The 25,601-nt window shown below is 33.3% G+C and carries 26 protein-coding genes; 15 read left to right on the top strand and 11 right to left on the bottom strand.

The annotated features are described in order from the left end of the window. Positions 1–79 precede the first annotated feature (79 nt). Positions 80–643, top strand: coding sequence for a DUF1543 domain-containing protein (locus Q0075_RS09085; RefSeq protein ID WP_291108071.1), 564 nt, complete (start codon positions 80–82; stop codon positions 641–643). A gap of 37 nt (positions 644–680) precedes the next feature. Here Q0075_RS09085 and Q0075_RS09080 read toward each other — a convergent pair whose 3' ends face one another. Further along, a complete protein-coding gene (locus Q0075_RS09080) occupies positions 681–1,199 on the bottom strand; it encodes a hypothetical protein (RefSeq protein WP_297869246.1) in 519 nt (172 codons plus the stop codon). 106 nt (positions 1,200–1,305) lie between these two features. On the opposite strand from Q0075_RS09080, the gene Q0075_RS09075 reads away from it, so the two are divergent. Continuing rightward, positions 1,306–1,446 (top strand): hypothetical protein, encoded by a 141-nt coding sequence (locus Q0075_RS09075; protein ID WP_291108076.1) that lies wholly within the window; start codon positions 1,306–1,308, stop codon positions 1,444–1,446. A 3-nt stretch (positions 1,447–1,449) separates the two neighbouring features. Beyond that, entirely contained in the window at positions 1,450–1,821 is a 372-nt protein-coding gene (locus Q0075_RS09070; protein ID WP_291108079.1) for a YchJ family metal-binding protein, read from the top strand. On the opposite strand, the gene Q0075_RS09065 is transcribed toward Q0075_RS09070, so the two are convergent. The 6 genes from Q0075_RS09065 to prfA form a co-directional block, all read right to left on the bottom strand. Further along, positions 1,818–2,294: a GyrI-like domain-containing protein gene (locus Q0075_RS09065; protein ID WP_297869245.1), complete on the bottom strand. Its 477-nt coding sequence runs from the start codon at positions 2,292–2,294 to the stop codon at positions 1,818–1,820. The two genes, Q0075_RS09070 and Q0075_RS09065, sit on opposite strands and share 4 nt — an antisense overlap. Before the next feature lie 56 nt (positions 2,295–2,350). Continuing rightward, positions 2,351–5,776: a methylmalonyl-CoA mutase family protein gene (locus tag Q0075_RS09060; RefSeq protein ID WP_297869244.1), complete on the bottom strand. Its 3,426-nt coding sequence runs from the start codon at positions 5,774–5,776 to the stop codon at positions 2,351–2,353. A 433-nt stretch (positions 5,777–6,209) separates the two neighbouring features. Continuing rightward, positions 6,210–6,992, bottom strand: coding sequence for an alpha/beta hydrolase (locus tag Q0075_RS09055; protein WP_291108087.1), 783 nt, complete (start codon positions 6,990–6,992; stop codon positions 6,210–6,212). A 58-nt stretch (positions 6,993–7,050) separates the two neighbouring features. Next, complete coding sequence (locus Q0075_RS09050; protein ID WP_297869243.1) at positions 7,051–7,839, bottom strand: ABC transporter substrate-binding protein; 789 nt, start codon at positions 7,837–7,839, stop codon at positions 7,051–7,053. An 18-nt stretch (positions 7,840–7,857) separates the two neighbouring features. Further along, a complete protein-coding gene (gene pyrF, locus Q0075_RS09045) occupies positions 7,858–8,682 on the bottom strand; it encodes an orotidine-5'-phosphate decarboxylase (protein WP_297869242.1) in 825 nt (274 codons plus the stop codon). Between the two features lie 81 nt (positions 8,683–8,763). After that, positions 8,764–9,837 (bottom strand): peptide chain release factor 1, encoded by a 1,074-nt coding sequence (gene prfA, locus Q0075_RS09040; protein WP_297869241.1) that lies wholly within the window; start codon positions 9,835–9,837, stop codon positions 8,764–8,766. A gap of 187 nt (positions 9,838–10,024) precedes the next feature. Here prfA and Q0075_RS09035 point away from each other — a divergent pair, with 187 nt between their 5' ends. From Q0075_RS09035 to Q0075_RS09025, 3 genes are all read left to right on the top strand, one after another. Further along, positions 10,025–12,229: a TonB-dependent receptor gene (locus Q0075_RS09035; RefSeq protein ID WP_297869240.1), complete on the top strand. Its 2,205-nt coding sequence runs from the start codon at positions 10,025–10,027 to the stop codon at positions 12,227–12,229. Positions 12,230–12,249: 20 nt separating this feature from the next. Then, entirely contained in the window at positions 12,250–12,798 is a 549-nt protein-coding gene (locus Q0075_RS09030; protein ID WP_297869239.1) for a PepSY-associated TM helix domain-containing protein, read from the top strand. A gap of 102 nt (positions 12,799–12,900) precedes the next feature. After that, entirely contained in the window at positions 12,901–13,527 is a 627-nt protein-coding gene (locus tag Q0075_RS09025) for a hypothetical protein (RefSeq protein ID WP_297869238.1), read from the top strand. Positions 13,528–13,759: 232 nt separating this feature from the next. Here Q0075_RS09025 and Q0075_RS09020 read toward each other — a convergent pair whose 3' ends face one another. Further along, positions 13,760–15,226 carry an aminoacyl-histidine dipeptidase gene (locus tag Q0075_RS09020; RefSeq protein ID WP_297869237.1) on the bottom strand — a complete coding sequence of 489 codons (1,467 nt, stop codon included), beginning with the start codon at positions 15,224–15,226 and terminating at the stop codon, positions 13,760–13,762. A gap of 105 nt (positions 15,227–15,331) precedes the next feature. On the opposite strand from Q0075_RS09020, the gene Q0075_RS09015 reads away from it, so the two are divergent. After that, the gene (locus Q0075_RS09015) at positions 15,332–16,408 is read left to right on the top strand and encodes a DUF3810 domain-containing protein (protein ID WP_297869236.1); all 1,077 of its coding nucleotides are present in this window, start codon (positions 15,332–15,334) and stop codon (positions 16,406–16,408) included. Positions 16,409–16,480: 72 nt separating this feature from the next. On the opposite strand, the gene Q0075_RS09010 is transcribed toward Q0075_RS09015, so the two are convergent. Beyond that, positions 16,481–17,785, bottom strand: coding sequence for an NAD(P)/FAD-dependent oxidoreductase (locus Q0075_RS09010; protein ID WP_297869235.1), 1,305 nt, complete (start codon positions 17,783–17,785; stop codon positions 16,481–16,483). Between the two features lie 226 nt (positions 17,786–18,011). Here Q0075_RS09010 and Q0075_RS09005 point away from each other — a divergent pair, with 226 nt between their 5' ends. The 3 genes from Q0075_RS09005 to Q0075_RS08995 are packed head-to-tail and all read left to right on the top strand — an operon-like array spanning position 18,012 to position 20,007. Next, positions 18,012–18,506 (top strand): RNA polymerase sigma factor, encoded by a 495-nt coding sequence (locus tag Q0075_RS09005; protein ID WP_297869234.1) that lies wholly within the window; start codon positions 18,012–18,014, stop codon positions 18,504–18,506. Positions 18,507–18,508: 2 nt separating this feature from the next. Further along, positions 18,509–19,150: a hypothetical protein gene (locus tag Q0075_RS09000; RefSeq protein ID WP_297869233.1), complete on the top strand. Its 642-nt coding sequence runs from the start codon at positions 18,509–18,511 to the stop codon at positions 19,148–19,150. Next, complete coding sequence (locus tag Q0075_RS08995) at positions 19,150–20,007, top strand: TraB/GumN family protein (RefSeq protein ID WP_297869232.1); 858 nt, start codon at positions 19,150–19,152, stop codon at positions 20,005–20,007. Before Q0075_RS09000 ends, Q0075_RS08995 begins: the two co-directional genes overlap by 1 nt. Positions 20,008–20,046: 39 nt before the next feature. On the opposite strand, the gene Q0075_RS08990 is transcribed toward Q0075_RS08995, so the two are convergent. Continuing rightward, positions 20,047–20,856 carry a lysophospholipid acyltransferase family protein gene (locus tag Q0075_RS08990; RefSeq protein ID WP_291106787.1) on the bottom strand — a complete coding sequence of 270 codons (810 nt, stop codon included), beginning with the start codon at positions 20,854–20,856 and terminating at the stop codon, positions 20,047–20,049. 106 nt (positions 20,857–20,962) lie between these two features. Next, a complete protein-coding gene (locus tag Q0075_RS08985; RefSeq protein WP_297869231.1) occupies positions 20,963–21,616 on the bottom strand; it encodes a CoA pyrophosphatase in 654 nt (217 codons plus the stop codon). A 70-nt stretch (positions 21,617–21,686) separates the two neighbouring features. On the opposite strand from Q0075_RS08985, the gene Q0075_RS08980 reads away from it, so the two are divergent. From Q0075_RS08980 to Q0075_RS08960, 5 genes are all read left to right on the top strand, one after another. After that, positions 21,687–22,130, top strand: coding sequence for a DUF4268 domain-containing protein (locus tag Q0075_RS08980; protein WP_291106791.1), 444 nt, complete (start codon positions 21,687–21,689; stop codon positions 22,128–22,130). Between the two features lie 70 nt (positions 22,131–22,200). Next, the gene (gene msrB, locus Q0075_RS08975) at positions 22,201–22,677 is read left to right on the top strand and encodes a peptide-methionine (R)-S-oxide reductase MsrB (RefSeq protein ID WP_297869230.1); all 477 of its coding nucleotides are present in this window, start codon (positions 22,201–22,203) and stop codon (positions 22,675–22,677) included. Between the two features lie 4 nt (positions 22,678–22,681). Then, positions 22,682–23,170: a DinB family protein gene (locus Q0075_RS08970; protein ID WP_297869229.1), complete on the top strand. Its 489-nt coding sequence runs from the start codon at positions 22,682–22,684 to the stop codon at positions 23,168–23,170. Further along, positions 23,158–23,832 carry an NRDE family protein gene (locus Q0075_RS08965; RefSeq protein WP_291106797.1) on the top strand — a complete coding sequence of 225 codons (675 nt, stop codon included), beginning with the start codon at positions 23,158–23,160 and terminating at the stop codon, positions 23,830–23,832. The genes Q0075_RS08970 and Q0075_RS08965 overlap by 13 nt, the downstream gene beginning before the upstream one ends. Positions 23,833–23,834: 2 nt before the next feature. Next, a complete protein-coding gene (locus Q0075_RS08960; RefSeq protein WP_297869228.1) occupies positions 23,835–24,875 on the top strand; it encodes a D-alanine--D-alanine ligase in 1,041 nt (346 codons plus the stop codon). Positions 24,876–25,601 lie beyond the last annotated feature (726 nt).

Genomic DNA, 25,601 nt, shown 5'->3' with positions numbered 1-25,601 from the left:
TATATAATTTTTTTATATTTTTTTATAAATATACCCCCTATTTTTTTAGGGGTAAAAATTTTTTTAATACTTTTACATTATGAAAACATCTAATTTATACATGATAATGCTAGGTTGCACCCCAAAAGGTCGTTTTACCGAACAACACGATATCTTTTTTGGTATTGGAAATGGTTTGAAAGAATTAATTCCATACATGAAAGATTTTTGGCCTGAAGCTAAAGGAAGAATCCATATCGATGCTTGGCAAAAAGTAACTTCTGTTGATGGATTTGCTATTGAAATAGTTTCAAATAAGGAAAAATTAGAACAAGAAGAGCAATTATTTTTTTTAAACTTAGGCGGATATAAAGAAGGAGAATTTGAAGAATATCATTATAAAGTATTAGCAGTTGCTAAAACAAAAGCCGAAGCCATTAAGAAAGCCAAACAAACTACTTTCTATAAACATTATGGTTTCAAAGGAGCCGAATCACATATTGATGATAAATATGGAGTTGATGTTGATGATATTCACAATATTGAAGATATTCTTTTGGATAAATTCAAATCGAAGTATCGTTTGAAAATAACAAAAACCAATGTAATTTCAGAAGATGAAAAGCACATTGGTTATTTAAAATTGGATAAAATATTGGCATAAAAAAGAGCTATCGGATTGGATAGCTCTTATTTTTTATTTACATTTCAATCTTAGTTACTTTAGCAGAATCTAAATTAAAATGTTCTTTTACTGAATTATAATCTTCAAAGTCAAATTTACCAGAAGATGATTTGTTATTCTCGTAAGCTGGAATGACTACTACTCTGAACACTTGATCTAATCTATTCCCATTGGGTAATCCTGGTAAATCATATCCAAATAAACTTACTTGTGCATCATATCGAGTAAAATCATTTCTATATCCAAAATCCAGAGTACCGTCATCAAAATAATAGGTTTCTGGTAATAATTTCCAAACATCTCCATCAGCACCATAATCCACTAAACGATAAACCAAAACCATGTCAGATGTATAAGTGGCGTGTGGATATGCTAATAAAGCCGAATATCCATTTGCATAAGTTAAGTCAACATTAGTATATTCAAAAACTTCACTTATAGTATCACTATCATAATCATCTCGAACTTCATTAACTGTACAACTTTGAAGTGTTATCATCCCGATAAAAGCTATCAATAAAGTAATTTTCTTCATAATCTTTGAGTTTTAAATTATTTCCTATTTAATCATAACCAATTGTTGTGCCAAAAATTTATCATACTTTATTTTCGTATCTTTGAAACTTCAAAAAAGCTTGTAAATGGGAAGAAATAATCCAAAAAATATTAAAGCGCATAACGATAAATTACACAAAGAACAGGCAAAAGAAAAAGCTAAAAAGAATGCTCGTGCCGAAAAATTGAAAGAGATTACTAGAATGTTCAATGAATCTAAACAATAATTTATGCCGAATTGTTATTGCGGAAATTCTATTCCTTTTCAAGACTGTTGCGAACCTTATATTAAAGGAATTGATAATGCTCCAACAGCAGAAAAATTAATGCGGTCTCGTTACAGCGCTTTTGCATCAGGTGCCGCTGATTATTTGGCAAACACTACTCATATTTCTAAAAGACGCTACCACAACAAAAAAGAGATTTTAGCTTGGAGTAAAGCCAACAAATGGTTAAAACTAGAAGTTTTAGCTTCAACTGAAACCACAGTAACTTTCAAAGCTTATTATTTGGATGAAAATTTAAAAGCACAAGTCCACTATGAACATTCTACTTTTAAATTCGAAAATAATAAATGGTTTTATGTGGATGGAGAATATTAAATTCTCTTTTTGATTGGAATCCAAATTTCCTCTTCAGAATCAGGAGCGTTATTTTTGTATTTTTCTCCTAAAATTTCAAATTGAGGACGATTATCTAATTCATATTCGGAATTTGGCAACCAAACTCCAAAAATATAACCAAAGGTTTCTCTTGCTTTTACTGCATCACCCACATGATTAAAAACAGCATACAATCCTTCCTCAACAATTAATGACTGCATTCCTTCGGGAAGAAAATCAAAATCTGATACAGGAACCACAGCCCATTTTACAAATTCGGTTTGTGGGTTGAAATCGAAATTTTCAGGGTTGATTTGAATGTTAAATAAATCTTTGCCAATCGCATTTCGAATTTCATTTCTTCTAGGCATAAAACTACTCCATAACTCAAAAGCACGATAATCAGTATAAGTAAATGAAAGATTTTTACCTATAAATTTTGTCTCGGGAAATATTTTAATGGTTGGTTTCATGCTTCAAAAATAAAAAAACCTTTCATTTCTGAAAGGTTTTTTATAAGATATTCAAATTACATATTTCTTCTATACTGACCACCAACTTCAAATAATGCGCTGGTGATTTGTCCTAACGAACACACTTTAGCTGCATCCATTAATTTTTCAAAAATATTTTGGTTTTGAATAGCTGCCTCTTGAATGATTGAAATTTGATTTTCTACTTCTTTCGCTTTGGCTTGATGTAAATTCTCTAAGGTTTTAATTTGGAATTGTTTCTCCTCTTCCGTTGCACGAATGACTTCTGCTGGAATCACTGTTGGGGAACCTTTTGAACTCAAGAAGGTATTTACTCCAATAATTGGGAATTCTCCTGTGTGTTTCAACGTTTCGTAATACAACGATTCCTCTTGAATTTTACTTCTTTGGTACATGGTTTCCATTGCACCTAAAACTCCACCTCTTTCGGTAATTCTATCAAATTCAGCTAAAACTGCTTCTTCTACCAAATCAGTTAATTCTTCAATTATGAACGAACCTTGGATTGGGTTTTCGTTTTTCGCTAAACCTAATTCTTTATTGATAATCAACTGAATTGCCATTGCTCTACGCACAGATTCTTCTGTTGGAGTGGTAATCGCCTCATCATAAGCATTGGTATGCAACGAATTACAGTTATCGTAAATGGCATATAACGCTTGTAAAGTCGTACGAATATCATTGAAGTCAATTTCTTGAGCATGTAACGAACGTCCGGAAGTTTGAATGTGATATTTCAACATTTGCGCTCTTTCGTTAGCTCCGTATTTATTTTTCATGGCTTTTGCCCAAATTTTACGAGCCACACGACCGATTACAGCATATTCAGGATCAATTCCGTTTGAGAAGAAGAACGATAAATTCGGACCAAAGTCGTTGATGTTCATTCCTCTACTCAAATAATATTCCACGTAAGTGAAACCATTCGCTAACGTAAAGGCTAACTGCGTAATTGGATTCGCTCCTGCTTCTGCAATATGATAACCTGAAATCGAAACCGAATAGAAATTACGAACATTTTGTTTGATAAAATATTCTTGAACGTCTCCCATTAAACGTAACGCAAATTCTGTTGAGAAAATACAAGTGTTTTGTGCTTGATCTTCTTTTAAAATATCCGCTTGAACTGTTCCACGAACTTGCGCTAACGTTTTCACTTTGATATCTTGGTATACATCCGCTGTTAACACTTGGTCTCCCGTTACTCCTAAAAGCAACAATCCTAAACCATTGTTTCCTTCTGGTAATTCTCCGTTATATCTTGGACGCTCTAAACCTTTATCGTCGTATAATTCTTTTTTCTTTTTCTCAACCTCTGCTTCTAAACCGTGTTCTTTGATGTATTTCTCACAGTTTTGATCGATAGCAGCGTTCATAAAGAAACCTAACAAAATGGGTGCCGGACCGTTAATGGTCATAGAAACGGATGTCGCTGGGTGACTCAAATCGAAACCTGAGTATAATTTTTTAGCATCGTCTAAACAACAAATAGAAACTCCTGCATTACCAATTTTCCCATAAATATCGGGTCTATGGTCTGGGTCATTTCCGTATAAGGTAACTGAGTCGAAAGCAGTTGATAATCGTTTTGCTGGCATTCCCAAAGACACATAATGGAAACGACGGTTCGTTCTTTCTGGTCCTCCTTCTCCTGCAAACATACGTGTTGGGTCTTCTCCTTCACGTTTGAATGGATATAATCCTGATGCGAATGGGAATTCTCCTGGTACGTTTTCTTGTAAATTCCATTTTAAGATATCGCCCCAAGCTTGGTATTTTGGTAAGGCAACTTTTGGAATTTGAGAATGCGATAATGATTCGGTATGCGTTTCAATTTTAATTTCTTTATCACGAACTTTAAACGAATACACCGGATTTTTGTATTTATTTACTTTTTCTTCCCAAGTCAACAAAATTTCCCAATTGTATGGGTCTAAATTCATTTTTACACGGTCGAATTCTTTCAATAATAAACTCAAGAACTCTTTGTTACCATCGTTAATCTGTAAAGAACTTTCAATAATTCCTGCTTTATCAATTTGAGGTAAATTTCCGTTAACTGATTCAATGGTTTTGAAAATTCCGTATAGTTTTTGCGCTACTTCTACTTGCGTTAAAGCAGTTTCGTCGTATTTTCTGTTGTTTTCTGCAATTTCAGATAAATAACGCGTTCTGTGTGGAGGAATTACGAAAATTTTCTCGCTCATTTCACGCGTAATTTCAAAAGTCGATTTTAAATCCGCTCCTGTTTTGGCTACAATCTTATCCATGATAGATTTGTAAAGCGTATTCATTCCTGGATCGTTGAATTGCGACGCGATAGTTCCAAAAATTGGCATTTTATCGGTATCTACATCCCACAAATTATGATTTCGTTGGTATTGTTTTTTTACATCGCGAATTGCATCTAAAGCTCCACGTTTGTCGAATTTATTCAAAGCCACTAAATCCGCAAAATCCAACATATCGATTTTTTCCAACTGAGTTGCCGCTCCAAATTCCGGTGTCATTACATATAACGAAACATCAGAATGTTCTAAAATTTCGGTATCTGATTGACCAATTCCTGAAGTTTCTAAAATGATTAAATCATATTTAGCCGCTTTCAACACTTGAATCGCTTCTGCTACATATTTCGATAACGCTAAATTCGATTGACGAGTCGCTAACGAACGCATATAAACACGAGAATTATTAATCGCATTCATACGAATTCTATCACCTAATAAAGCACCGCCTGTTTTACGTTTTGATGGGTCAACTGAAATTAATCCGATAGTTTTTTCGGGGAAATCAATTAAAAAACGACGCACTAATTCGTCTACTAACGAAGATTTTCCTGCACCACCCGTTCCTGTGATTCCTAAAACTGGGATTTTTGATGTTTCATTCTTTTGGTGAATTTCATCAAAAACCGATTTTGCAATTTCTGGAAAATTCTCAGCTGCAGAAATTAATCTTGCAATTGCCGTTGGATTTTTCTCTTCAATATGCGACAATTCTCCAGTAAGTTTATCACCAATTGGATAATCAGAACGTTGCACTAAATCGTTAATCATCCCTTGTAATCCCATGGCACGACCATCATCTGGAGAATAAATTCTTTCGATTCCGTATTCGTGTAATTCTGAAATTTCAGAAGGTAAAATTACACCTCCACCTCCACCAAATATTTTGATGTGACCTGCTCCTTTTTCCTTAAGCAAATCGTACATATATTTGAAATATTCGTTATGACCTCCTTGGTAAGATGTCATTGCAATCGCATTAGCATCTTCTTGGATAGCTGTATTTACTACTTCTTCCACACTTCTATCATGTCCAAGGTGAATTACCTCAACACCCGTAGCTTGAATAATTCTACGCATGATATTAATGGCTGCATCATGTCCATCAAAAAGTGACGCTGCGGTCACAATTCTTACTTTATTTTTAGGAATATAAGGAGTTTGTAGTTCCATATGTAATTTTTGTTCGTTTTAAAGGGTGCAATTTACGAATTTAATAATTTTATTTCATTCAAAATTTTGAATTAATTACAAATAAAACAATAGTATTTTAATTTGTATTTTACTACTAATAGAAATTACTTTCTAATACAAAATTTAGAAAAAATACGAATCAAAACGCTTTTCATAAATCAAAATATAAAAAGAATGCTTTTTGTAATTTAATATTTAGTAAAAAACTTTTTCGTAAAAATTTAATAATCAATAACATAAGAATAACATAACCTTAACATTAGAATTCAAAAAAAGGTAAGATATTTGCAAAGTAATAAGAGAAAAATTCTCATTTAGTTAGGGTTAGTTTAGAAAAAATCACTCCGATGCAAATCGGAGTTTTTTGTTTTTATATTGATTTTTTACTAATGAAACTATTGTATAAATCAACCTACTTTCTTTTCAAATACCCAATCACCGTTTCATTAAAAACAACCGGTTGTTCTACATTCACCACATGTCCACAGTTTTGTATGATGAAAAGTTCAGCTGTTTTAACGTGATTGGCGACTACTTGCTTTACGGAAGGTAAAAACATATAATCTTCTTCGCCCATGACGTAAAGTGTTGGGATATTCAGTTCTTTTTGACGGAACCAACGTAAAACTGGGTTAATTTCAGCCGTAAGTTTGAACCATTTGATGAATTCTTTTTGGTACAATTTCTTCGCTTCGTTAATGAACAACAAACGCGATTGTTTGTGATTCTTTTTCGGCATAATCACAAAGGCAAAAAACTTGTACAATACCAAATACGGTAAGACATATTTAAACATATTTCCCAATCGCATTAAGACTTGTGAACGGAAATTCATTTTTAAAATGGCACCACCTAAAATCATGCTTTTTACGCGTTCAGGATGCATTTCTGCTAATTGGCGAATAACGATGGAACCTAAAGAAATCCCAACAAAATGGGAAGATTCAATCTTTAAAAAATCGATTACCTCTACAATGTCTTCGGCAATGGCTTTAAATGTGTATTGTTGCTTGAATGCCGATTTTAATTGGTCTTTTGAATTTCCATGACCGCGCAAATCCAACAACAATACATTAAAATGCTTCTGAAAATCGCGAATTTGCTTGAACCATATAGACGAACTTCCTCCTGCTCCATGAACAAAAGTCACCCATTCGGTACTGGTTTCGTTTTTATAAATTGTGTAGGAAATCAAATGTTTCAATTTTTGTCAAATGTACTGTTTTTTAAACAACTACATGGTTGAACAAATTTTAAATTTTAGCATGCACTAATTTGAAATAATCAAAGGCTTTCAACAAGCGACTGCCGTACCAAGAAAACATTTCGCCATCGACAAAAACAGTTTTGGCATGATGTGTAAAACGTCCAATTTCAAACGCATGTTCGTCTTTGAACGGAAATGGTTCGGAAGACAAAAACACATAATCAGGATCGCCTTCTAAACGAATTTTCTTCAACTCGATTTCGGGATAACGTCCTTCTTTGTTGGCGTAAATATTTTCGAAATGATTCAGTTTTAGTAATTCATTTATAAACGTATGATTTCCCGCTACCATGTGAGGATTGACCCAAATAAAATAAGCCGCTTTTTTAATCGGTTTATCTTTGATAAATTGTTGAAAATCTTGATATGCAAAATTGATTTTATCTACCCATTTTCGAGCTTCCGTGCGTTTATTGAAGAGTTGACCGAAATCTTGTATCATTTGTAGATTATCTTCAATCGTAAGAATATCGGTCACCCAAACGGGACAAATTTGGGATAATTCTTCTACGATTTCTTTGGTGTTTTCTTCTTTATTGCAAATGATAATATCAGGCTGAAGTGCTTTTATTTTATCGAATTTGATTGTTTTCGTTCCACCAACAATCGTCTTTGTAGCTTTAAAATGAAACGGATGCACACAGAATTTAGTAATTCCAACAATGTTATCTTCCAAACCTAAATCGTATAACAATTCGGTTTGCGAAGGCACTAACGAAATGATTCGTAAAGGTGTTTTTTCGAAAGTGTGTTGGGTTCCTAATTGGTCTTGCATGGGTTCAACATTCAAAATTTACCCTAAAATTTCTTCCATTTCCTGTTGCAACTTCAATGCTTCTTCCCTAGCCTTTTCAGCGAAATCCACTCCGTTTGAAGCGTAAATAATCCCTCTAGAAGAATTGATTAACAAGCCAACATTAGCATTCATGCCGTACTTACAAACCTCAGCTAAACTTCCGCCTTGAGCGCCAACTCCTGGCACTAATAAGAAACTATCAGGAACTATTTTTCTAATTTCAGTAAAATATTCGGCTTTGGTTGCACCCACTACATACATCAAATTATGCGCGTTTTTCCATGATTTTGAAGTTTCCAAAACTACTTTATACAATTCCTTTCCTCCCGAAGTTTCGGGATCATTTTGCGTTTGGAAATCGAAAGCACCTTCGTTTGAAGTTAACACCAACATAATCGTGTGCTTATCCTCAAAAGCCAAAAACGGCTCTACCGAATCTTTTCCCATATAAGGAGCAACAGTTACCGAATCAAAATCTAAATCGTTGAAAAAAGCACGTGCATACATGGAAGACGTATTGCCAATATCGCCACGTTTCGCATCGGCAATAGTGAAAATTTCAGGGTATTTCTCGTTGATGTAATTGATTGTTTTTTCTAACGATTGCCAGCCTTTGATTCCGTAAGCTTCGTAAAAAGCAGTATTCGGTTTGTAGGAAACACATAAATCGTGAGTCGCATCGATAATGGCTTTGTTGAACTCGAAAATGGGATCTTCGGTTTGCAGTAAGTGTTCTGGAATTTTATTTAAATCGACATCCAAACCTATACAAAGAAATGATTTTTTAGTTCGGATTTGGGTAATTAGTTGTTCAGTAGTCATTGTGTTGTTGTTTGAACGCAAATTTGCGAAATATTTTTGATTTTGACCATAAAAAAAGCCTCAATAAATGAGGCTTATATTTTAGAAAACTTCGCTTTCTTTTAGTTTTTCGGTGTTAGCTACTAATTGTAATTCTTCAATCATTTTGTGAAGATTTCCATTCATGAAACCATCTAAATCGAAGATACTTAACCCAATTCTATGATCGGTAATTCTACCTTGAGCATAGTTATAAGTACGAATTTTAGCCGAACGGTCACCCGAACTTACTTGAGAATTACGTTTTTTCGCATCTTCTTCTTGTTTTTTGGCCAATTCCATTTCATACAAACGCGAACGTAAAACCGTTAACGCTTTATCTTTGTTTTTATGTTGCGATTTCTCGTCCTGACATTGCGCTACCAATCCTGTTGGAATGTGCGTCATACGAACCGCCGATTTCGTAGTATTTACCGACTGACCTCCAGGACCAGACGAACAGAAAAAGTCGATACGAACGTCGTTCATGTCGATTTGCACATCAAATTCCTCTGCTTCTGGTAACACCATTACGGTTGCTGCTGAAGTGTGAACACGACCTTGTGTTTCTGTTTGTGGAACACGTTGTACACGGTGCACTCCTGCTTCGTATTTTAAAGTTCCGTATACATCTTCTCCTGTAACTTCAAAAATTACCTCTTTGAAACCTCCAGAAGTTCCTTCACTTACATCTACTACAGAAGTTCTCCAACCTTTAGAATCGCAATATTTAGTGTACATACGGTACAAATCACCAGCAAAGATAGAAGCTTCATCTCCACCCGTACCTGCTCGAATTTCTACCATAACGTTTTTCGCATCTTCAGGGTCTTTAGGAATCAACATGAATTTGATTTCCTCTTCTAATTGAGGCAAACGCTCTTTAGCTTCATCCAATTGCATTTTAGCCATTTCTACCATTTCGGCATCGGAACCATCTGCAATAATTTCGTTGGCTTCTTTAATATTTCCGTCAAGATTAATGTACTCTTCACGTTTATCTACTAAAGCTTTAAGGTCTTTATATTCTTTATTTAATTGTACATAACGCTTTTGATCGGCAATAACATCAGGCTGAATAATCAAATCTGATACTTCGTCAAAACGTTGTTTTACATATTGTAATCTATCTAACATAGCTGTTATTTATTTTGGAGTGCAAAGTTACACTTTTAGTTGAAAGTTTAAAAATTTCCGTCTTTAAAAGTTGTATTCCTGAAAATCAAATCCTTAAAATTTTTATTTAAAATAAATCTAAATAAACTTTGTGAATTCATTTTGACTTTATACATTTGCATCGTTATTTTAATTAAATCTAAATAAGATGTATAAAACCATTTTTAAAACCATAGTCATATTGTCTTCCCTACAGGCAATGGCACAAGAACATAATAATGACATTAGCGACAATTTTTTTACGGAAAATGATACTGTGAAAAAATTAAAAGAAGTCATTATAGAAGCTAAAAACAATCCCTCTAAATCTTCCGTAAACAGAGCTGGAATCAAAGAAAAAGATTTACCTCAAGCCATCCAAGTTATTGGAAAAGAAATCATCCAACAACAACAATCCATTCGTTTGAGTGATGTTGTTAAAAACGCTAACGGTGTTTATGTGGGTTCGGCTCGTGGTGGCGCACAAGAATCGTTTTGGTCTAGAGGCTATGACATGTCGGCAAACAATATGTTTAAAAATGGATTCCGTTTTAATGGCGGTTCCATTCCAGAAGTTTCATCATTAGAAAAAGTAGAAATTTTAAAAGGGAGCGCTGCTTTATTATATGGAAATGTAGCGCCTGGAGGAATTATGAACATGGTAACCAAAACACCAAACTTTAAAACTGGTGGCGAAATCAGCATGCAAGCTGGAAGTTACAATTTCTACAAACCTTCGGCTGATGTTTATGGCGTACTTAGTAAATCTATTGCGTATCGTTTTAATGGCTCGTACGAGAATTCAGAGAGTTTTAGAGATTATGTAACTAAGAATCGCTACTACGTTAACCCTTCACTACTTTTCAAAGTAAGTGACAAAACAGAAATAACATTACAAGCCGATTATTTAAGCGACGATTGGACGCCTGATTTTGGAACTGGTTCTATCGGAAAAGAAATTGCCGATATACCAAGAAACGCTTATTTAGGTGCCAAATGGTCGAATGGAAACACAAAACAAACAACTGCTTCGGTTTTAGTGAATCATGAATTCAATAAAAATTGGAAACTGAACTTTAATTCTTCTTTCCAAGATTACAACAGAGAATCTATTGGAACAGAACGTATTCAACCAGCAGCAAATGGTGATTGGAATCGTCCGTATGGAAGAAATAAAGCAGTAGAACAAATTTTGGCTAACCAAATTAGTTTACAAGGCAACTTTAAAACAGGAAAAATCAAACACCAATTATTCACAGGAATTGATACCGAAATTTCAAATGCCGACACTTATACATTCCGATTTTACGATCCAATTACAGGCGCAACCGTTACAACCTATGACTCAGTAAATATATTTGACCCTAACGTATATAATGCTTCTTTAGATGGTCCTGTTTTACCTTCAGAAGTTACCAGAATCGTAAAAACAGAAACTACACGTTTTGGAGTTTATGCACAAGATTTAATTTCGTTTTCTGAAAAATTCAAAGCGTTATTAGGCGTTCGTTATTCATATCAAGAAGCGAAACCTGAAACTCATAATATAGCTGCAAATACAGTTACAGAAGAAACAATCCGAAATGACAGAGCTTTTTCTCCAAAAGTAGGATTGATTTACCAACCTACTAAATATACTACTATATTTTCGAGTTACTCTAATTCTTTTACTCCAAATACAGGTGTAGACATTTACAACAACGCTATTGAACCTTCTATTATTGACCAAATTGAAGCGGGAATTAAAAATGAATTTTGGAAAGGAAAATTAACAACAAATGTTACTTTGTACCAAATTGTGAACAGTAATTTAGCACAAACAGCTGAATTTGACGCAAATGGAAACCTCAACACAAACACCAATGTAAAAGCGTTAAGCGGTGAAACAACCAGTAAAGGAATCGAATTGGATATTACCTACAAACCAATTGATGATTTTAATATTATGGCAGGTTACAGCTACAACGATATGCGCTACACTAAAACCACTGGTGCTACTGGAAGTTTTATCGAAGGTGATCGTTTGGTAAGAACACCGCAACATACAGCAAACTTAAGTTTCTTCTATACGGTTCCAACCGGAATGTTCAAAAATGTATCGATTGGTGCTATTGGAAACTACATTGGTAACCGATTAGGCGGATGGAACAATCAAGTAAATCCGGCTTATCCAAATAATGTTTGGGATAGAGAAATTCCTGTAGATGGATATACCACAATTGATGTTTCTTTAGGCTACACTTGGAAAGATTTTACTTTACTTTGCAAATTATCCAATATTACCAACGAGTTAAATTATACCTTACACGAAAATTACAGTGTAAATCCAATTGCTCCAAGACAAATTTTAACTTCGTTACGTTATAAATTTTAAGAATTCAATCAAATAAAAACATGAAACAAAAATTAATTAGAGACATTCACCGCGATTTTGGTTACTTCTACGTAGGATTGATTATTTCGTTTGCCTTTTCAGGAATTTTAATGAACCATAGAGAACATTGGCATCCTGAAAAATATACCATCGAAACCAAAAACATCAAAGTACAATTGCCAGAAGAAAGCCAAATTACAGAGGAATTTGCTGAAAACTTAGGAAAACAATTGGGCATCGATGATAAAATGCGTCGCCATAACGTAAAGAAAGGCACGTTTAAAATTTCGTTTGAAAAGCACGATGTAGAAATCGATATGAAAACAGGTAAAGGCGAAATTGTTGCTTTCAACAAAACACCAATTATCAGCCAAACAATGAAGTTGCATAAAACTACTTCTAACTGGTGGATTTACTACTCTGATATTTTTGGAATCTCATTAATACTTATTGCCATCACGGGAACTTTAATGGTAACCCACGGCAAAAACACCTTTAAACGCCGAGGCTGGAAACTAGCCGTAGCCGGAATTATTTTCCCCATCTTAGTTTTAATTATTTTGAGTTAATAAAAGAAAAGGTTCACGAAAGTGAGCCTTTTTTGTTTAAAATGAAAATTTCAATATTGAATTTATATGATATCTTTGTTGTAAGAAAAATCAAATGCTATAATGAAACTATTTACCTTCAATTTATTTCTATTTCTACTTTTAAACAACTTTTCAGCGTTTTCTCAAGACCAAGAATGCATTATCTATTTTAAAGATGGAACTGCTTTAGAAGGATTTGGAATGCTTAAAATTGTAAACATTTTAGATCCTAAAGAAAAAATAAAATTTAGATTAACAAAAGAAGAAAAAGGTGATTTTTGGGATTTCGAAGACATTTCTAAAATTACCTTCATTGGTTTTGAAATGACTAAAACATTTGAATATGTAAAAACAAGTAAGTATGAATATCCTAAATTATTAGAAATTTTAGTTGATGGCGAAGTAAAACTTTATCGAAGTCCAGAAACCATGACCTATAGATTATATTTTGAAAATTATAATGTAAATAAAAACAACTTTCCAAATACAAATACTCCTAAAACCAATGTACAAAACAATTATTTAAAAAGAGATAATGAAGAAATTGCAACATGTATTGATTGTTCAATTATTAAGAGTTGGGCAAAAAATGTTTCTAATTATCTTTCAGATTGTACAACATTAGTAGATGATCTCAAAAACTATAAATATACTTTTGCTGAACTTGAAGATGCCATTATCTTTTATAATGATTATTGTACGGAATAATACAATAAGTATAAGAGTAGACTTTTTTTGTTAATAACTTATATTGAGTTTTATTAAGGTTTTTGGTATTTTTTAAAAAATAAGAATAAAATTACAAATTTTCCTCGCTAGCGTGAGCGTCACGCTCTTGAACACAAATTAAGGCAAATAAAATAATGGTCACAAGCAAGATGCTCGCGCCAGCACAAAAAAATCCCGATTTTCATCGGGATTTCCTCTTTATTCTATCTTCTTATTTCTTAACCGGAATATTTTGTAAAATTTCCAAAACAAACTTCCAATATTTTTGAGCAGAAGAAATACTCGCTCTTTCATCTGGGCTGTGTGCTCCGTGAATGGTTGGTCCAAAAGAAATCATGTCCATGTTTGGATAATTCGTTCCTAAAATACCACATTCTAATCCAGCGTGACAAGCCACAACATTTGGTTTAGAACCGTTTTGTTTTTCGTAAATAGACGTTAATACATCTAAAATTTCTGATTTTACGTTTGGTGTCCAACCTGGGTAACTTCCTGAAAACTCTACTTCACAACCAAACAATTCGTAAGCCGAACGTAAAGCATTGGCCAAATCAAATTTAGAACTCTCCACAGACGAACGCGTTAAATTCTGAATCGAAATTTCGCCATCTTTTACAATTACTCTTGCAATATTATTAGATGTTTCCACTAAATCAGCCATATCAGTCGACATTCTGTAAACGCCGTTGTGAGCGGCATAAATCGCTCGTAACAAACCTTCTTGCACGCCTAAATCCATCACTTTTGCTGGAGTTGTCTCGCTTTTAACAATTTCAATCGTTAAATTAGGTTCCATTGTTTTGAACTCGGCTTTGATTTCGTTGATGATTTCTTGCATATCAAAAACAAAAGCTTCGTCATAAATCGCTGCGATAATTACTTTTGCCACACTTTCTCTTGGAATCGCATTACGCAAACTTCCACCAGAAATTTCAGAAATTTGAAGACCAAAATTCTCAAATCCGTCAAATAACAAACGGTTCATGATTTTGTTTGCATTTCCTAATCCTTTGTGAATATCCATTCCCGAGTGACCGCCTTGTAAGCCTTTCACTGTAATGGTATAACCAACCGAACCTTCTGGTGTTTCTTCTTCGTTGTAAGTTCTAGTAGCGGTTACATCTACTCCACCCGCACATCCGATATCGATTTCATCATCTTCTTCAGTATCTAAATTCAATAAAATTTCTCCGTCAAGCATGCCGCCTTGTAAGCCCATTGCTCCTGTCATTCCCGTTTCTTCGTCAATGGTAAACAACGCTTCGATTGCTGGATGTGGAATATCAGTACTTTCTAAAATCGCCATGATGGTTGCCACTCCTAAACCGTTATCAGCACCAAGCGTAGTTCCTTTAGCACGCACCCAATCGCCATCGACATACATTTCAATTCCTTGTGTATCAAAGTCGAAATTTGTATCGTTATTTTTTTGGTGTACCATATCCAAATGCGATTGCATTACGATAGTTTTGCGGTTTTCCATGCCTGGAGTTGCTGGTTTTTTGATAATCACATTCCCCACATGATCTTTCACAGTTGGCAATCCTAATTTTTGTCCGAATTCCATCATGAACGCAATCACACGTTCTTCTTTCTTAGACGGACGCGGAACGGCATTCAAATCGGCAAATTTGTTCCAAAGTGCTTTTGGCTCTAAATTTCTTATTTCTTGGCTCATTGTTTTATTTGAGTTTTAATGTTTCAAATTTTAAGATAACAAAGTTACAAAGTTTAATTGCTTTACAAATTGATTTGTGATTATATTTACGTTTTAAAAAGCGCTGTGAAAAGAAAATTTATCCTTCCTTTATTCTTACTTATCCAAATCATCGTAGTGAAAACGATAGGTTTGTTTCCTGATTTTGTAGAAAATGTATACAGCAAAGGTTTTTATCCGAAATTGGCTTTTGTATCGAGAAAAGTTTTCGGTTGGTTGCCGTTTTCGTTTGGCGATGTTACTTATTTCATTCTAATTTTACTTTTATTCCGTTGGATTTGGAAACACCGAATTGGCTTTTTTAAAGAATGGAAAGATAACCTATTAGCAATATTGAGTTGGGTTTCGGTGTTTTACTTGTTCTTTCATTTGCTTTGGGGAATGAACTATTACCGAATTCCGCTGCATGAAAAACTACATATTGAAAAAGAATATTCGAAAGAACAATTGGAAATTTTCATTGAAAAGATGTTGGTAAAAACCAATGCTTTACAACTTAAAATCACTAAAAATGATTCGGTTGCCGTTGTGATTCCGTATTCGCATGATGAAATTTATAATTTGGCCTTGAAAGGTTATGAAAATATCCCAACCGATTTACAAGAATTTCGTTACGAAGTAAAAAGCATTAAATCGTCGTTGTTTAGTTATCCTTTGAGTTATATGGGATTTGGCGGTTATTTGAATCCGTTTACCAATGAAGCACAAGTCAATTATTTAAAACCGAAATACACTTCACCACTAACCACTTGCCACGAAATGGCGCATCAAACTGGAATTGGAAGCGAAAGCGAATGTAATTTCATTGGATTTGTAACGGCTGCCAAAAATGAGGATTTGTATTTCCAATATTCCGCCTACAGTTTTGCATTGCGCTATGCGTTGCATAATTTAGAGATGATGCAAGAAGGAAATTCAGAAGTTTATATCAAAAAAATCAACAAAGGCGTTTTGAAAAACTTTGAGGAAAACGAAATCTTTTGGAAGAAATACCAAACGCCAATCAATACTTTTTTTGAATATTTCTACGATAATTTCCTTAAAGCCAACCAACAAAAAGACGGCATGGAAGGGTATAATAAATTTGTAGGATTAGCGATTGGGTATGGAGAAGTCGACAGTCGCAGTGATGAGTCACAGTAATTTAATGTGAAAATTCTATAATTTCATGTTAAGCGACTTCTCTAACTGAAAACTGCGACTGCGACTGAACACTTACAATTCATCACTTGTAAAACTTACTTGATTTCTATTTTTATATGGACGCATAATTAACCTTGCTTCTCTATCAAAACGGATGTAATTGTACACCCAATTTAAGAATACTACCGCTTTATTTTTGAATCCGATTAACGAAAATAAATGCACAAACATCCAAACAAACCATGCGAAAACGCCACTAAATTTGAATTTTGGTAAATCGACAACTGCTTTGTTTCTTCCAATGGTTGCCATCGAACCTTTGTCTTTGTATTCGAATGGTTTAGGTTCTTTTTTATTGATGATTTTAATTAAATTATTGGCTAATAATCGTCCTTGTTGCATCGCAGGTTGTGCCATCATCGGATGTCCTTGAGGATATTGTTCTGAAGCCATTACGGCAATATCTCCAATTGCAAAGAGATTATCATAACCTTCAACTTGATTGAATTGATTAACCTTGATACGGTTTACATTTTTGATAAAACTATCGGCTTTTAAACCATGAGGCAAAGCTCCTTGAACTCCAGCAGTCCAAATCACCGTTGCGGAATCAAAAGATAAATCAGAACTAGTGGTAACGGTTTTTCCATCGTAACCTGTTACACGAACGTTTTTCCAAACACTTACACCTAAATCTAACAGAAACTTTTCAGCTTTCTCCGAAGCATTTTCACTCATCGAATCTAAAACGCGATTACTTCCTTGAATTAGATTGATTTCCATTTTTCGAACATCTAAATCGGGATAATCTTTTGGCAAAATGGCTTTTTTCATTTCGGCCAAAGCACCCGCTAGTTCTACTCCTGTTGGTCCACCGCCTACCAAAACAAAATTCATCAAACTATGACGTTCATCAATATCATTCGTAAGCAAAGCTTGTTCGAAATTCTCTAAAATTAAACTACGAATATTCAACGATTGTGGAATGGTTTTCATCGCCATACTATTGCGCTCGATTTCTTTATTTCCAAAATAATTGGTTTTCGAACCCGTTGCAATGACTAAATAATCGTATTTGATATCACCAATATCGGCATAAATGATATTGTTTTCGGGGTCAATATCACGAACTTCGGCCAATCGGAAATAAAAATCTTTATACTCTTGAACGATTTTCCTTATCGGATAAGCAATCGAATCGGGTTCTAAACCGCCCGTTGCCACTTGATACATTAAAGGTTGGAAATTATGGTAATTATGTTTGTCTAATAAAACAACTTGAACTTTTTTATTGCGAAGTCTTTTCGCTAAAGAAATTCCTGCAAAACCACCACCAATGATGACAATTCTAGGAAAGCTACTACGAGGTATGTTCATCGTTTATAATCTAATTAGTCAAAGGTAATAAATTTCAAGTTCAAGTTCAATCGGGCCAACTAAAGTCAATTCACATTTAACTAAATTTTATATTTTCAATCTAAATTTATCTTAAAAAATTAAATTTTGAGTTTGCCCTTGTGATTAAATTTGAATTTGTTCTTGAACTTGTATTTGATTTTTACTAAACTTGTAACATATTCTTTCAAATGACTACTTATTGTATATGAAATCGGAATCGGAAGCACTTTTTGTTAAGCAACTCAAAGAGAATCAGAATATAATCCACAAAATTTGTCGATTGTATACTACTGATGAGGATGCGCATAACGATTTGTTTCAGGAAATTACGATACAACTTTGGAAAGCCTTTCCCAACTTTAGAGGCGATTCTAAATTTACTACTTGGGCGTATCGCGTTGGATTGAATACTGCCATTACTTTATATCGAAAAAAGAAAAGAACCATTGATACCATTGAGTTTGACAATACTTTTCATAAAGTAACACAAGACGATTACAATTTTGAAGAAGAAGAAAAATTAAAGCTTTTATACAGCGCTATTAGCGAATTAAATGACATTGAAAAAGCCTTAGTTTTGTTGTATTTAGAAGATAAAGATTACACCGAAATTTCAGAAACCTTGGGGATAAGTGAGGTAAATGCACGAGTAAAAATGAATCGTGTAAAAGGGAAATTAAAAAAAATATTAAATCCGTAGCTATGGATGAATTAGAATTATTAAAAAAAGACTGGAAAAAACGAGAAAGTTCGTTCCAACAAATAGGTGAAAATGAAATTTATGGTATGCTGCATAAACGTTCTTCTTCTATTGTAAAGTGGATTGTTATTATTAGTGTTCTAGAACTTGTTTTGTGGGCTAGTATTTCTTTTTTTACAGCTGATGAAGAATATTTCAAAACATTAAAATTATACCACTTAGAAACCGCAATGCCTGTAATTTCAGCTGTTAATTATGGGGTTATTTTATATTTTATTTATCTATTCTTCAAAAATTACAGAAGCATTAATACAACAGATACAATCAAACAATTAATGCAAAGTATTATAAAAACAAGAAAGACAGTTAAATATTATGTTTGGTACAATTTAGCCATGACTGCTTTTTCATTTATTTTAGTTTTTATTTTCCAATTCATGTATGATCCAAACATTCGTAAAATAATAGATAAAATGTCGCAAAACATTGATGCCAATACCTTTTACTTTATAATGTTAGTTGTTTATGCTGCAATAATTGCTATTTTTATTGGACTTATTTGGTTATTCTATAGATTACTTTATGGAATTTTACTAAAAAGACTTCAAAAAAACTTTGACGAACTTAAAAAAATAGACTATTAATGAAACATTTCTTTATTTCCCTTTTAACATTAATTACAGGATTATCCTTTTCTCAAGAATTAGAAAAAAGTTTGCTATGGAAAATTTCGGGTAATGGATTAAAGTACGATTCTTATTTATTTGGAACAATACATGTATCATGTGATGCCTCATTAGATGATAGCACAATAAAAGCGCTTAAAACTACTGAACAGCTTTTTTTAGAAATAGATATGAATAAACCTATAGAAATGGAAATGATGAAATACATTACCATGAAAAATGAAAATAAAATATCAAAATTACTAAATTCAGAAGATTTTAATTTGGTGGATGAATTTTTAAATAAAAAAATGAAGATGTCTTTAAAATTTTTTGATAGTTACAAACCATTTATGATTGCTACTATGCTATATCCATCAATATTAGAATGTTCAATTCAAAATATTGAAAGAGAATTAATTATTATAAACAAAAACAATAATAATAAAGAAGTTTTTGGTTTAGAAACCATTAAAGAACAAATGGAAATTTTTGATCAAATCCCATATGAAATTCAAGCCGAAGAGTTAGTTAAAATGGTGAAGAGTGATTTGAAAAAAGATAAAGAAGAAATAAAAAAAATGATTGCTATCTACAAGAATAAAGATATTGATGCAATGCAACAAATTATGGATGAATCTGAAAATAAAATAACTTCTGAAAATAAGAAAATTTTAATCTATGACAGAAACAATAAATGGATTCCAACAATAATAAAAATTATCAACGAAAAACCAACTTTTATTGCTGTTGGAGCAGGGCATTTAGCCGGTAATGAAGGCATCATTAAACTTTTAAGACGCAATGGTTATAGAGTTGAAGCGGTGATTCATTAATTTAACATATTAAAAAAGTTCTGAATATCAGAACTTTTTTTAATAACTCCATCTTCTTTGTTCGTCTTCTTTTCGTTTTTCTTCAAGCACTTCTGCCGGTATCACTTTTAATAAAGAAGGGTGTTGTTCTATTGCAAATTCGATCATTTCAACTACTTCGTCAACCGTTGCTGTTTCATAATCGATTTTTAAAGGTTCTTTAATTACCATCGATTGTAAGATTCCTTTTTTCTTAATCATCAATCCTTTTCTATCAAAAGAACGCCTAAATCCATCAATAACAATAGGTACAACTATGGGTTTATGCTGTAAAATAATGTGAGCCGTTCCTTTTCTTACTGGTTTAAAAGAACGTGTAGTTCCTTGAGGAAAAGTTATTACCCAACCATCCTCCAAAGCAATTTTAATGTTCTCTGTATCATTTGGATTTACTTCTTTCTTCTCCGTAACATCTTGCCCTTTTGCTCTCCAAGTTCTCTCAACAGTAATAGCGCCAGCATAAGCTAAGATTCTAGGCAGTAACCCCTCTTGCATGGTTTCTTTAGCGGCAACATAATACATATTAAGTTTCGGATTCCACAAATACATTACGTTCTTAATATTATTCTCTCTTCCTTTTAATGCTGCATTAAAAACATGAAACATCGCTACTACATCAGCAAAATATGTCTGATGATTAGAAATAAACAATACATTTTTGTCAGGTAAACTTCTGATAATTTCTGAACCTTCGATTTGTAATTGGTTAAAATTACGATAACGACGGTGTGTTAAAAAACCCGCAATACGAATTAACCAAGTTTTTAAAAACAATATATGTCCGAAAGGATTTCTCTTAAATAATCCCATAATTTTTTATTTTTTTTACAAAACAAGAACGCAAAAGTAATAAAATAGGTGACTTTAGAAAGAAAAACAGCTTAAAATCACATTATAAGGTAATAATTTGAAATCGCTAAAAATTACATTTACTCAAAGCACATTTTATAGTTTCCTTTAACTCGCTCATCATCATAGCAGTAGCTCCCCAAACAACATATTTGTCCACCATAAAAGCAGGCACCTCAATATCCGTTGCGTAAGACGTTGACATTTTGACTTTTGTAATACTTTTTTCGTCTAAAAAATCGGCAATTGAAAATTCTAAAACCCGCTTAACTTCATCCAAATCAGGAATAAAAGTTAATTCTTCATGCGAAATTCCCATAAATGGCGCTACCAAAAAATTACTTGGTGGAATATAAATTTCGCTAAAAGGCTTAATGATTTGAATTTTTTCTGGATGAATCCCAACTTCTTCATGTGTTTCTCTAAGCGCTGTTTCCTCTAAATCAGCATCGAACTCTTCTACTTTTCCTCCTGGAAAACCTATTTGAGAAGAATGAACTCCTGGATAGGAATTCCGAACAATTAAAGCCAAATGCGTTACTTTATTTTTAGGATAAAACAACATTAAAACCGCCGCCTTTCTAGGATTATTATCCATATAATTTTCCTCCTTTAAATAAGAAATACGCTCTAACGGTGCCATTTTTGCATGTGCATCCGTAGAAAGAAGAGTTTCTTTTTCTATCTTTGGAAGGTGTTTTATAAAATCATTAAAAAGCATACCATCTCAATTTAGCAACCTTAAAGGTAGCTATTTTTTTTCAAACAAAATAAATTTCTAATTCAATAATATGTTCAGTAAAGAAGAAGCACTACAAATAAAAAAAGATTTTTGGATAGCCTTTGCCGAAGAATATCCCCGCAAATGGTTGTTATACAATACCAAAATCAAAGATGTAACCTTCAAATTTTATGTTGACAATAAAAAAGCACAAGTTTTACTCGATATAGAACCAAAAGACGAAGAAAAACGTAAAATATATTATGAGAAAGTAGAATCGTTAAAAACCATTCTTTTAGAAGACTATTTAGACGATGTTATTTTTGAACGCAATTTTTATTTAGAAACAGGAAAAGTAATCAGCCGAGTTTGGGTAGAAAAAACAGGAATTAGTATCAACAACAAAAATACGTGGCTTGAAATTTTTGACTTCTTTGCCGAAAAAATGGATGCTTTTGAACGCTTTTTCTATGAAAACGAAGATTATATTAAAGATTTAGAAATCAATACGTAATTCAAATACTTTGTAACATTGTTAACACTTTATTTGAATTCTAACCCTTAAATTTGAAAAAATGTTAGCTATGAAATCGTTATTTTTATTAATCGCAATTGTAACTTTACAATCGTGTCAATCCCAAACCAAAGAACCTAAAACTATGAATTCAAATTCTAAAAAAACCGAAGCCGAGTGGAAAGCACAGCTTACTCCAGAACAGTATGAAGTACTAAGAAACAAAGGTACGGAAAGAGCTTTTACAGGAGAATATTGGGATCATTTTGAAAAAGGAAAATACGTTTGTGCAGGTTGTGGAAACGAATTATTTACTTCTGATACTAAATTTGATTCGCACTGTGGATGGCCTTCATTTGATAAATCGATAAAAGGCTCTGTGGTTTACAAACAAGATTTGAGCTATGGAATGATTCGTACTGAAGTTTTATGTGCCAAATGTGATGGTCATTTAGGACATATTTTTGATGATGGACCAAAAGAAACTACTGGTCAACGTTATTGTATGAATTCGGTTTCTATAAAATTTGTTCCAGAAACCAAGTAAGAATATGTTGGTCCAAATTGTAAAGCAAAACTTATCTGAAAATATTGATCTTCTTCAGCAATTAACAAATGAAGAACTGACATTGCCGTTCCTAGAATTAAGCAATGCTACCATTGGTGAACATATGCGACACATCATTGAACTTTTGGGTGCATTGTTAAACCATTACGAAAGTGGTAGCATCAATTACGATAAAAGAAAACGCGACATTATCCTTCAATCCGATACCAAAGTAGCGATTAAAATCCTTGAAAAATATCGTTCTGAACTAGATAAACCGAACAAGTCACTTTCTTTAGCACACAATTGTTTCAGCGATACAGAAATGCTTGAAACCAACTATTTCCGAGAATTGCTTTACAATTTGGAACACAGCATTCACCATCAAGCCTTGATAAAAGTAGCATTGTTTCGCTTACCGCACATTAAAATTGCAGATTCTTTCGGAATTGCGCCATCAACTCTAGAATACCGAAAACAATGTGCACAGTAACGTATATTCCAACGAAAGAAGGCTGTATCATCACTTCTAATCGTGATGAAAAAATTACACGTGAAAGAGCACTTCCTCCAACTGAATATCATATTGAAGGAAAAAAAATCACCTTCCCAAAAGACCCAAAAGCAGGTGGCACTTGGATAGCACATAGCGAAACTAAAATTGTCGTTCTACTCAATGGAGCGCAAGAAAAACACCTTCCAAAACCCAATTATCGAAAAAGTAGAGGCTTAGTAGTTTTAGAATTAATAAGTGTAGAAAATTCGCTGCAATACTGGGAATCAGTAGATTTAACTGATATCGAACCTTTCACTATTATCTTGTTCGAAAACAATAAACTAGTTCAATTACAATGGAATGAAGTAGAAAAAACCGAAGAAGTTATTGATGAAAAACAATTTCACATTTGGTCTTCTTCTACGCTATATTTTAAAGAAATTCGGGAACAAAGAAAAACTTGGTTTCACAATTTTATGCAAAATAAAAGTAATCCAACAGGCGAAGAAATCTTACATTTTCATCAATTTACTGAATCTGAAAATAAAGATTTTGGATTACAGATTAATCGTAATAATGTATTAAAAACCATTAGCATCACACAATGCCAAGTAACTCAGAACAATATTGAAATGCGCTATTTAGATTTATTCGAATAAAAATGACAAAACTGAATCTCTTTCTACATAAACTAATTCATTGGGAATATTGGCCGTATCAAGTGGTTTATGTTCCTGTGTACTTTCAATATTTGTTTTATGCAGCAAGAACACGTTCGTTTTTTTATTTCAATGCCTCAAATCCTACTATAAAAAATGGAGGCTTTTTCATGGAATCAAAAAAAGAAATTTACGATTTAATTCCATCTGAATATTATCCCAAAACCCTTTTGATTGAGCCTACTGAAACATTAGAAGCTATTCAAGAGAAAATAAAAGAAGCGGCTATAGAATTCCCACTAATTGCAAAACCTGATATCGGTTTAAGAGGAACAGCCGTTAAAAAAATTCACAATGCGGAAGAATTAGCAGCCTATTTTTCTAAAGCGAATTTCAATGTTTTAATTCAAAGTTTGATTCCTTATGAGAATGAAATCGGACTTTTCTATATAAAATTGCCTAACCAACCCGGTAAAATTACTGGAATAGTAGCAAAAGAATTCATGATTTTAACAGGAAACGGGAAAAACACGATTCGCGAATTATTACATCAAGACAAACGCTATCTATTACAATTAGAAGTACTTGAAGAAGAATACAAAGACAAATTAAACACTATTTTAAGCGAAGGAGAAACCATTAATTTAGTTCCTTACGGAAATCATTGTCGCGGAACCAAATTCGTAGATGCAAGTCACGAAATCACTCCTGAAATGATAGAAAGTTTCAGCATTATTTGTAGTCAAATCAATGGTTTTCATTTCGGAAGAATGGACATTATGTACCATTCCTATGAAGATTTAGCACAAGGAAAAAACTTCCAAATCATAGAAATCAACGGTGCCATCAGCGAACCCACGCACATGTACGACCCAAAACACTCCCTTCTATTCGGTTGGAAAGAACTCACACGTCATTTCCATTACATGTACCTAATCAGTAAAAACAACCATAAAAAAGGTGTGAAATACCTAACTTTTAAAGAAGGCGTTCGCGAATTCAAAAAACATCAGAAATATTACAATACCATATTAGAGTTTTAGGGCGTTACTCCGCTTTAGCGAGTCGGGTTATCCACACTCGCTTTAATTGGTTGCCTGAGGTTCTCGAAGGCAACCAATTAAGAGCTCAAACAATTGCTCCACCCGAGCTTGCAACTGACGAAGTAATTCCTAACGCAGAATTGGTTTTCATTAGAAAAATTATGCTTTTCCCAGTACATTAGTCGCGATATATTGGTAAAAAACACTCTTTAAAATATTCAAAAGCCTTGATAATGCTCGCAGATTCACAAGCGAGTCGCTCTCCTTAGTGGTTCATGAAGTAGAAAACCACTTTCCAGTCCCGTAGGGACGATATACTGGTAACAAAACCGCATAAAGATTTCAAAAAAGCTAAAAGGCTTTAGCCGAACTAGCCAAGTACATTCGTTAGCAAACGCTAAGTTTAGTCTTTCATGAAGCATACAAACAACTAAACCACCCTTATGAGGTGGTTTTTCAGTTTCGTATTGACGGTTATAGGTAACAAAAAACTGTTTATAACTAGACAGGCTTTTCAAAACAAAGGCTACGACATACTCTCCCACATAACTGCAGTACCATCTGCGCAGTCGTCCCGAAGTTTCGAGATTAACTTCTCTGTTCGATATCTTAAATTATTTTTTTTAAAAAAATTACACAAAACAAAAAACCCCTCATCGTTAGATGAAGGGTTTTCAAAAGAAAGGCGGCGACATACTCTCCCACATAACTGCAGTACCATCTGCG

The sequence above is a fragment of the uncultured Flavobacterium sp. genome (assembly GCF_937967675.1).
GTDB lineage: Bacteria > Bacteroidota > Bacteroidia > Flavobacteriales > Flavobacteriaceae > Flavobacterium.
This window is presented reverse-complemented; position numbering and strand designations above follow the sequence as displayed.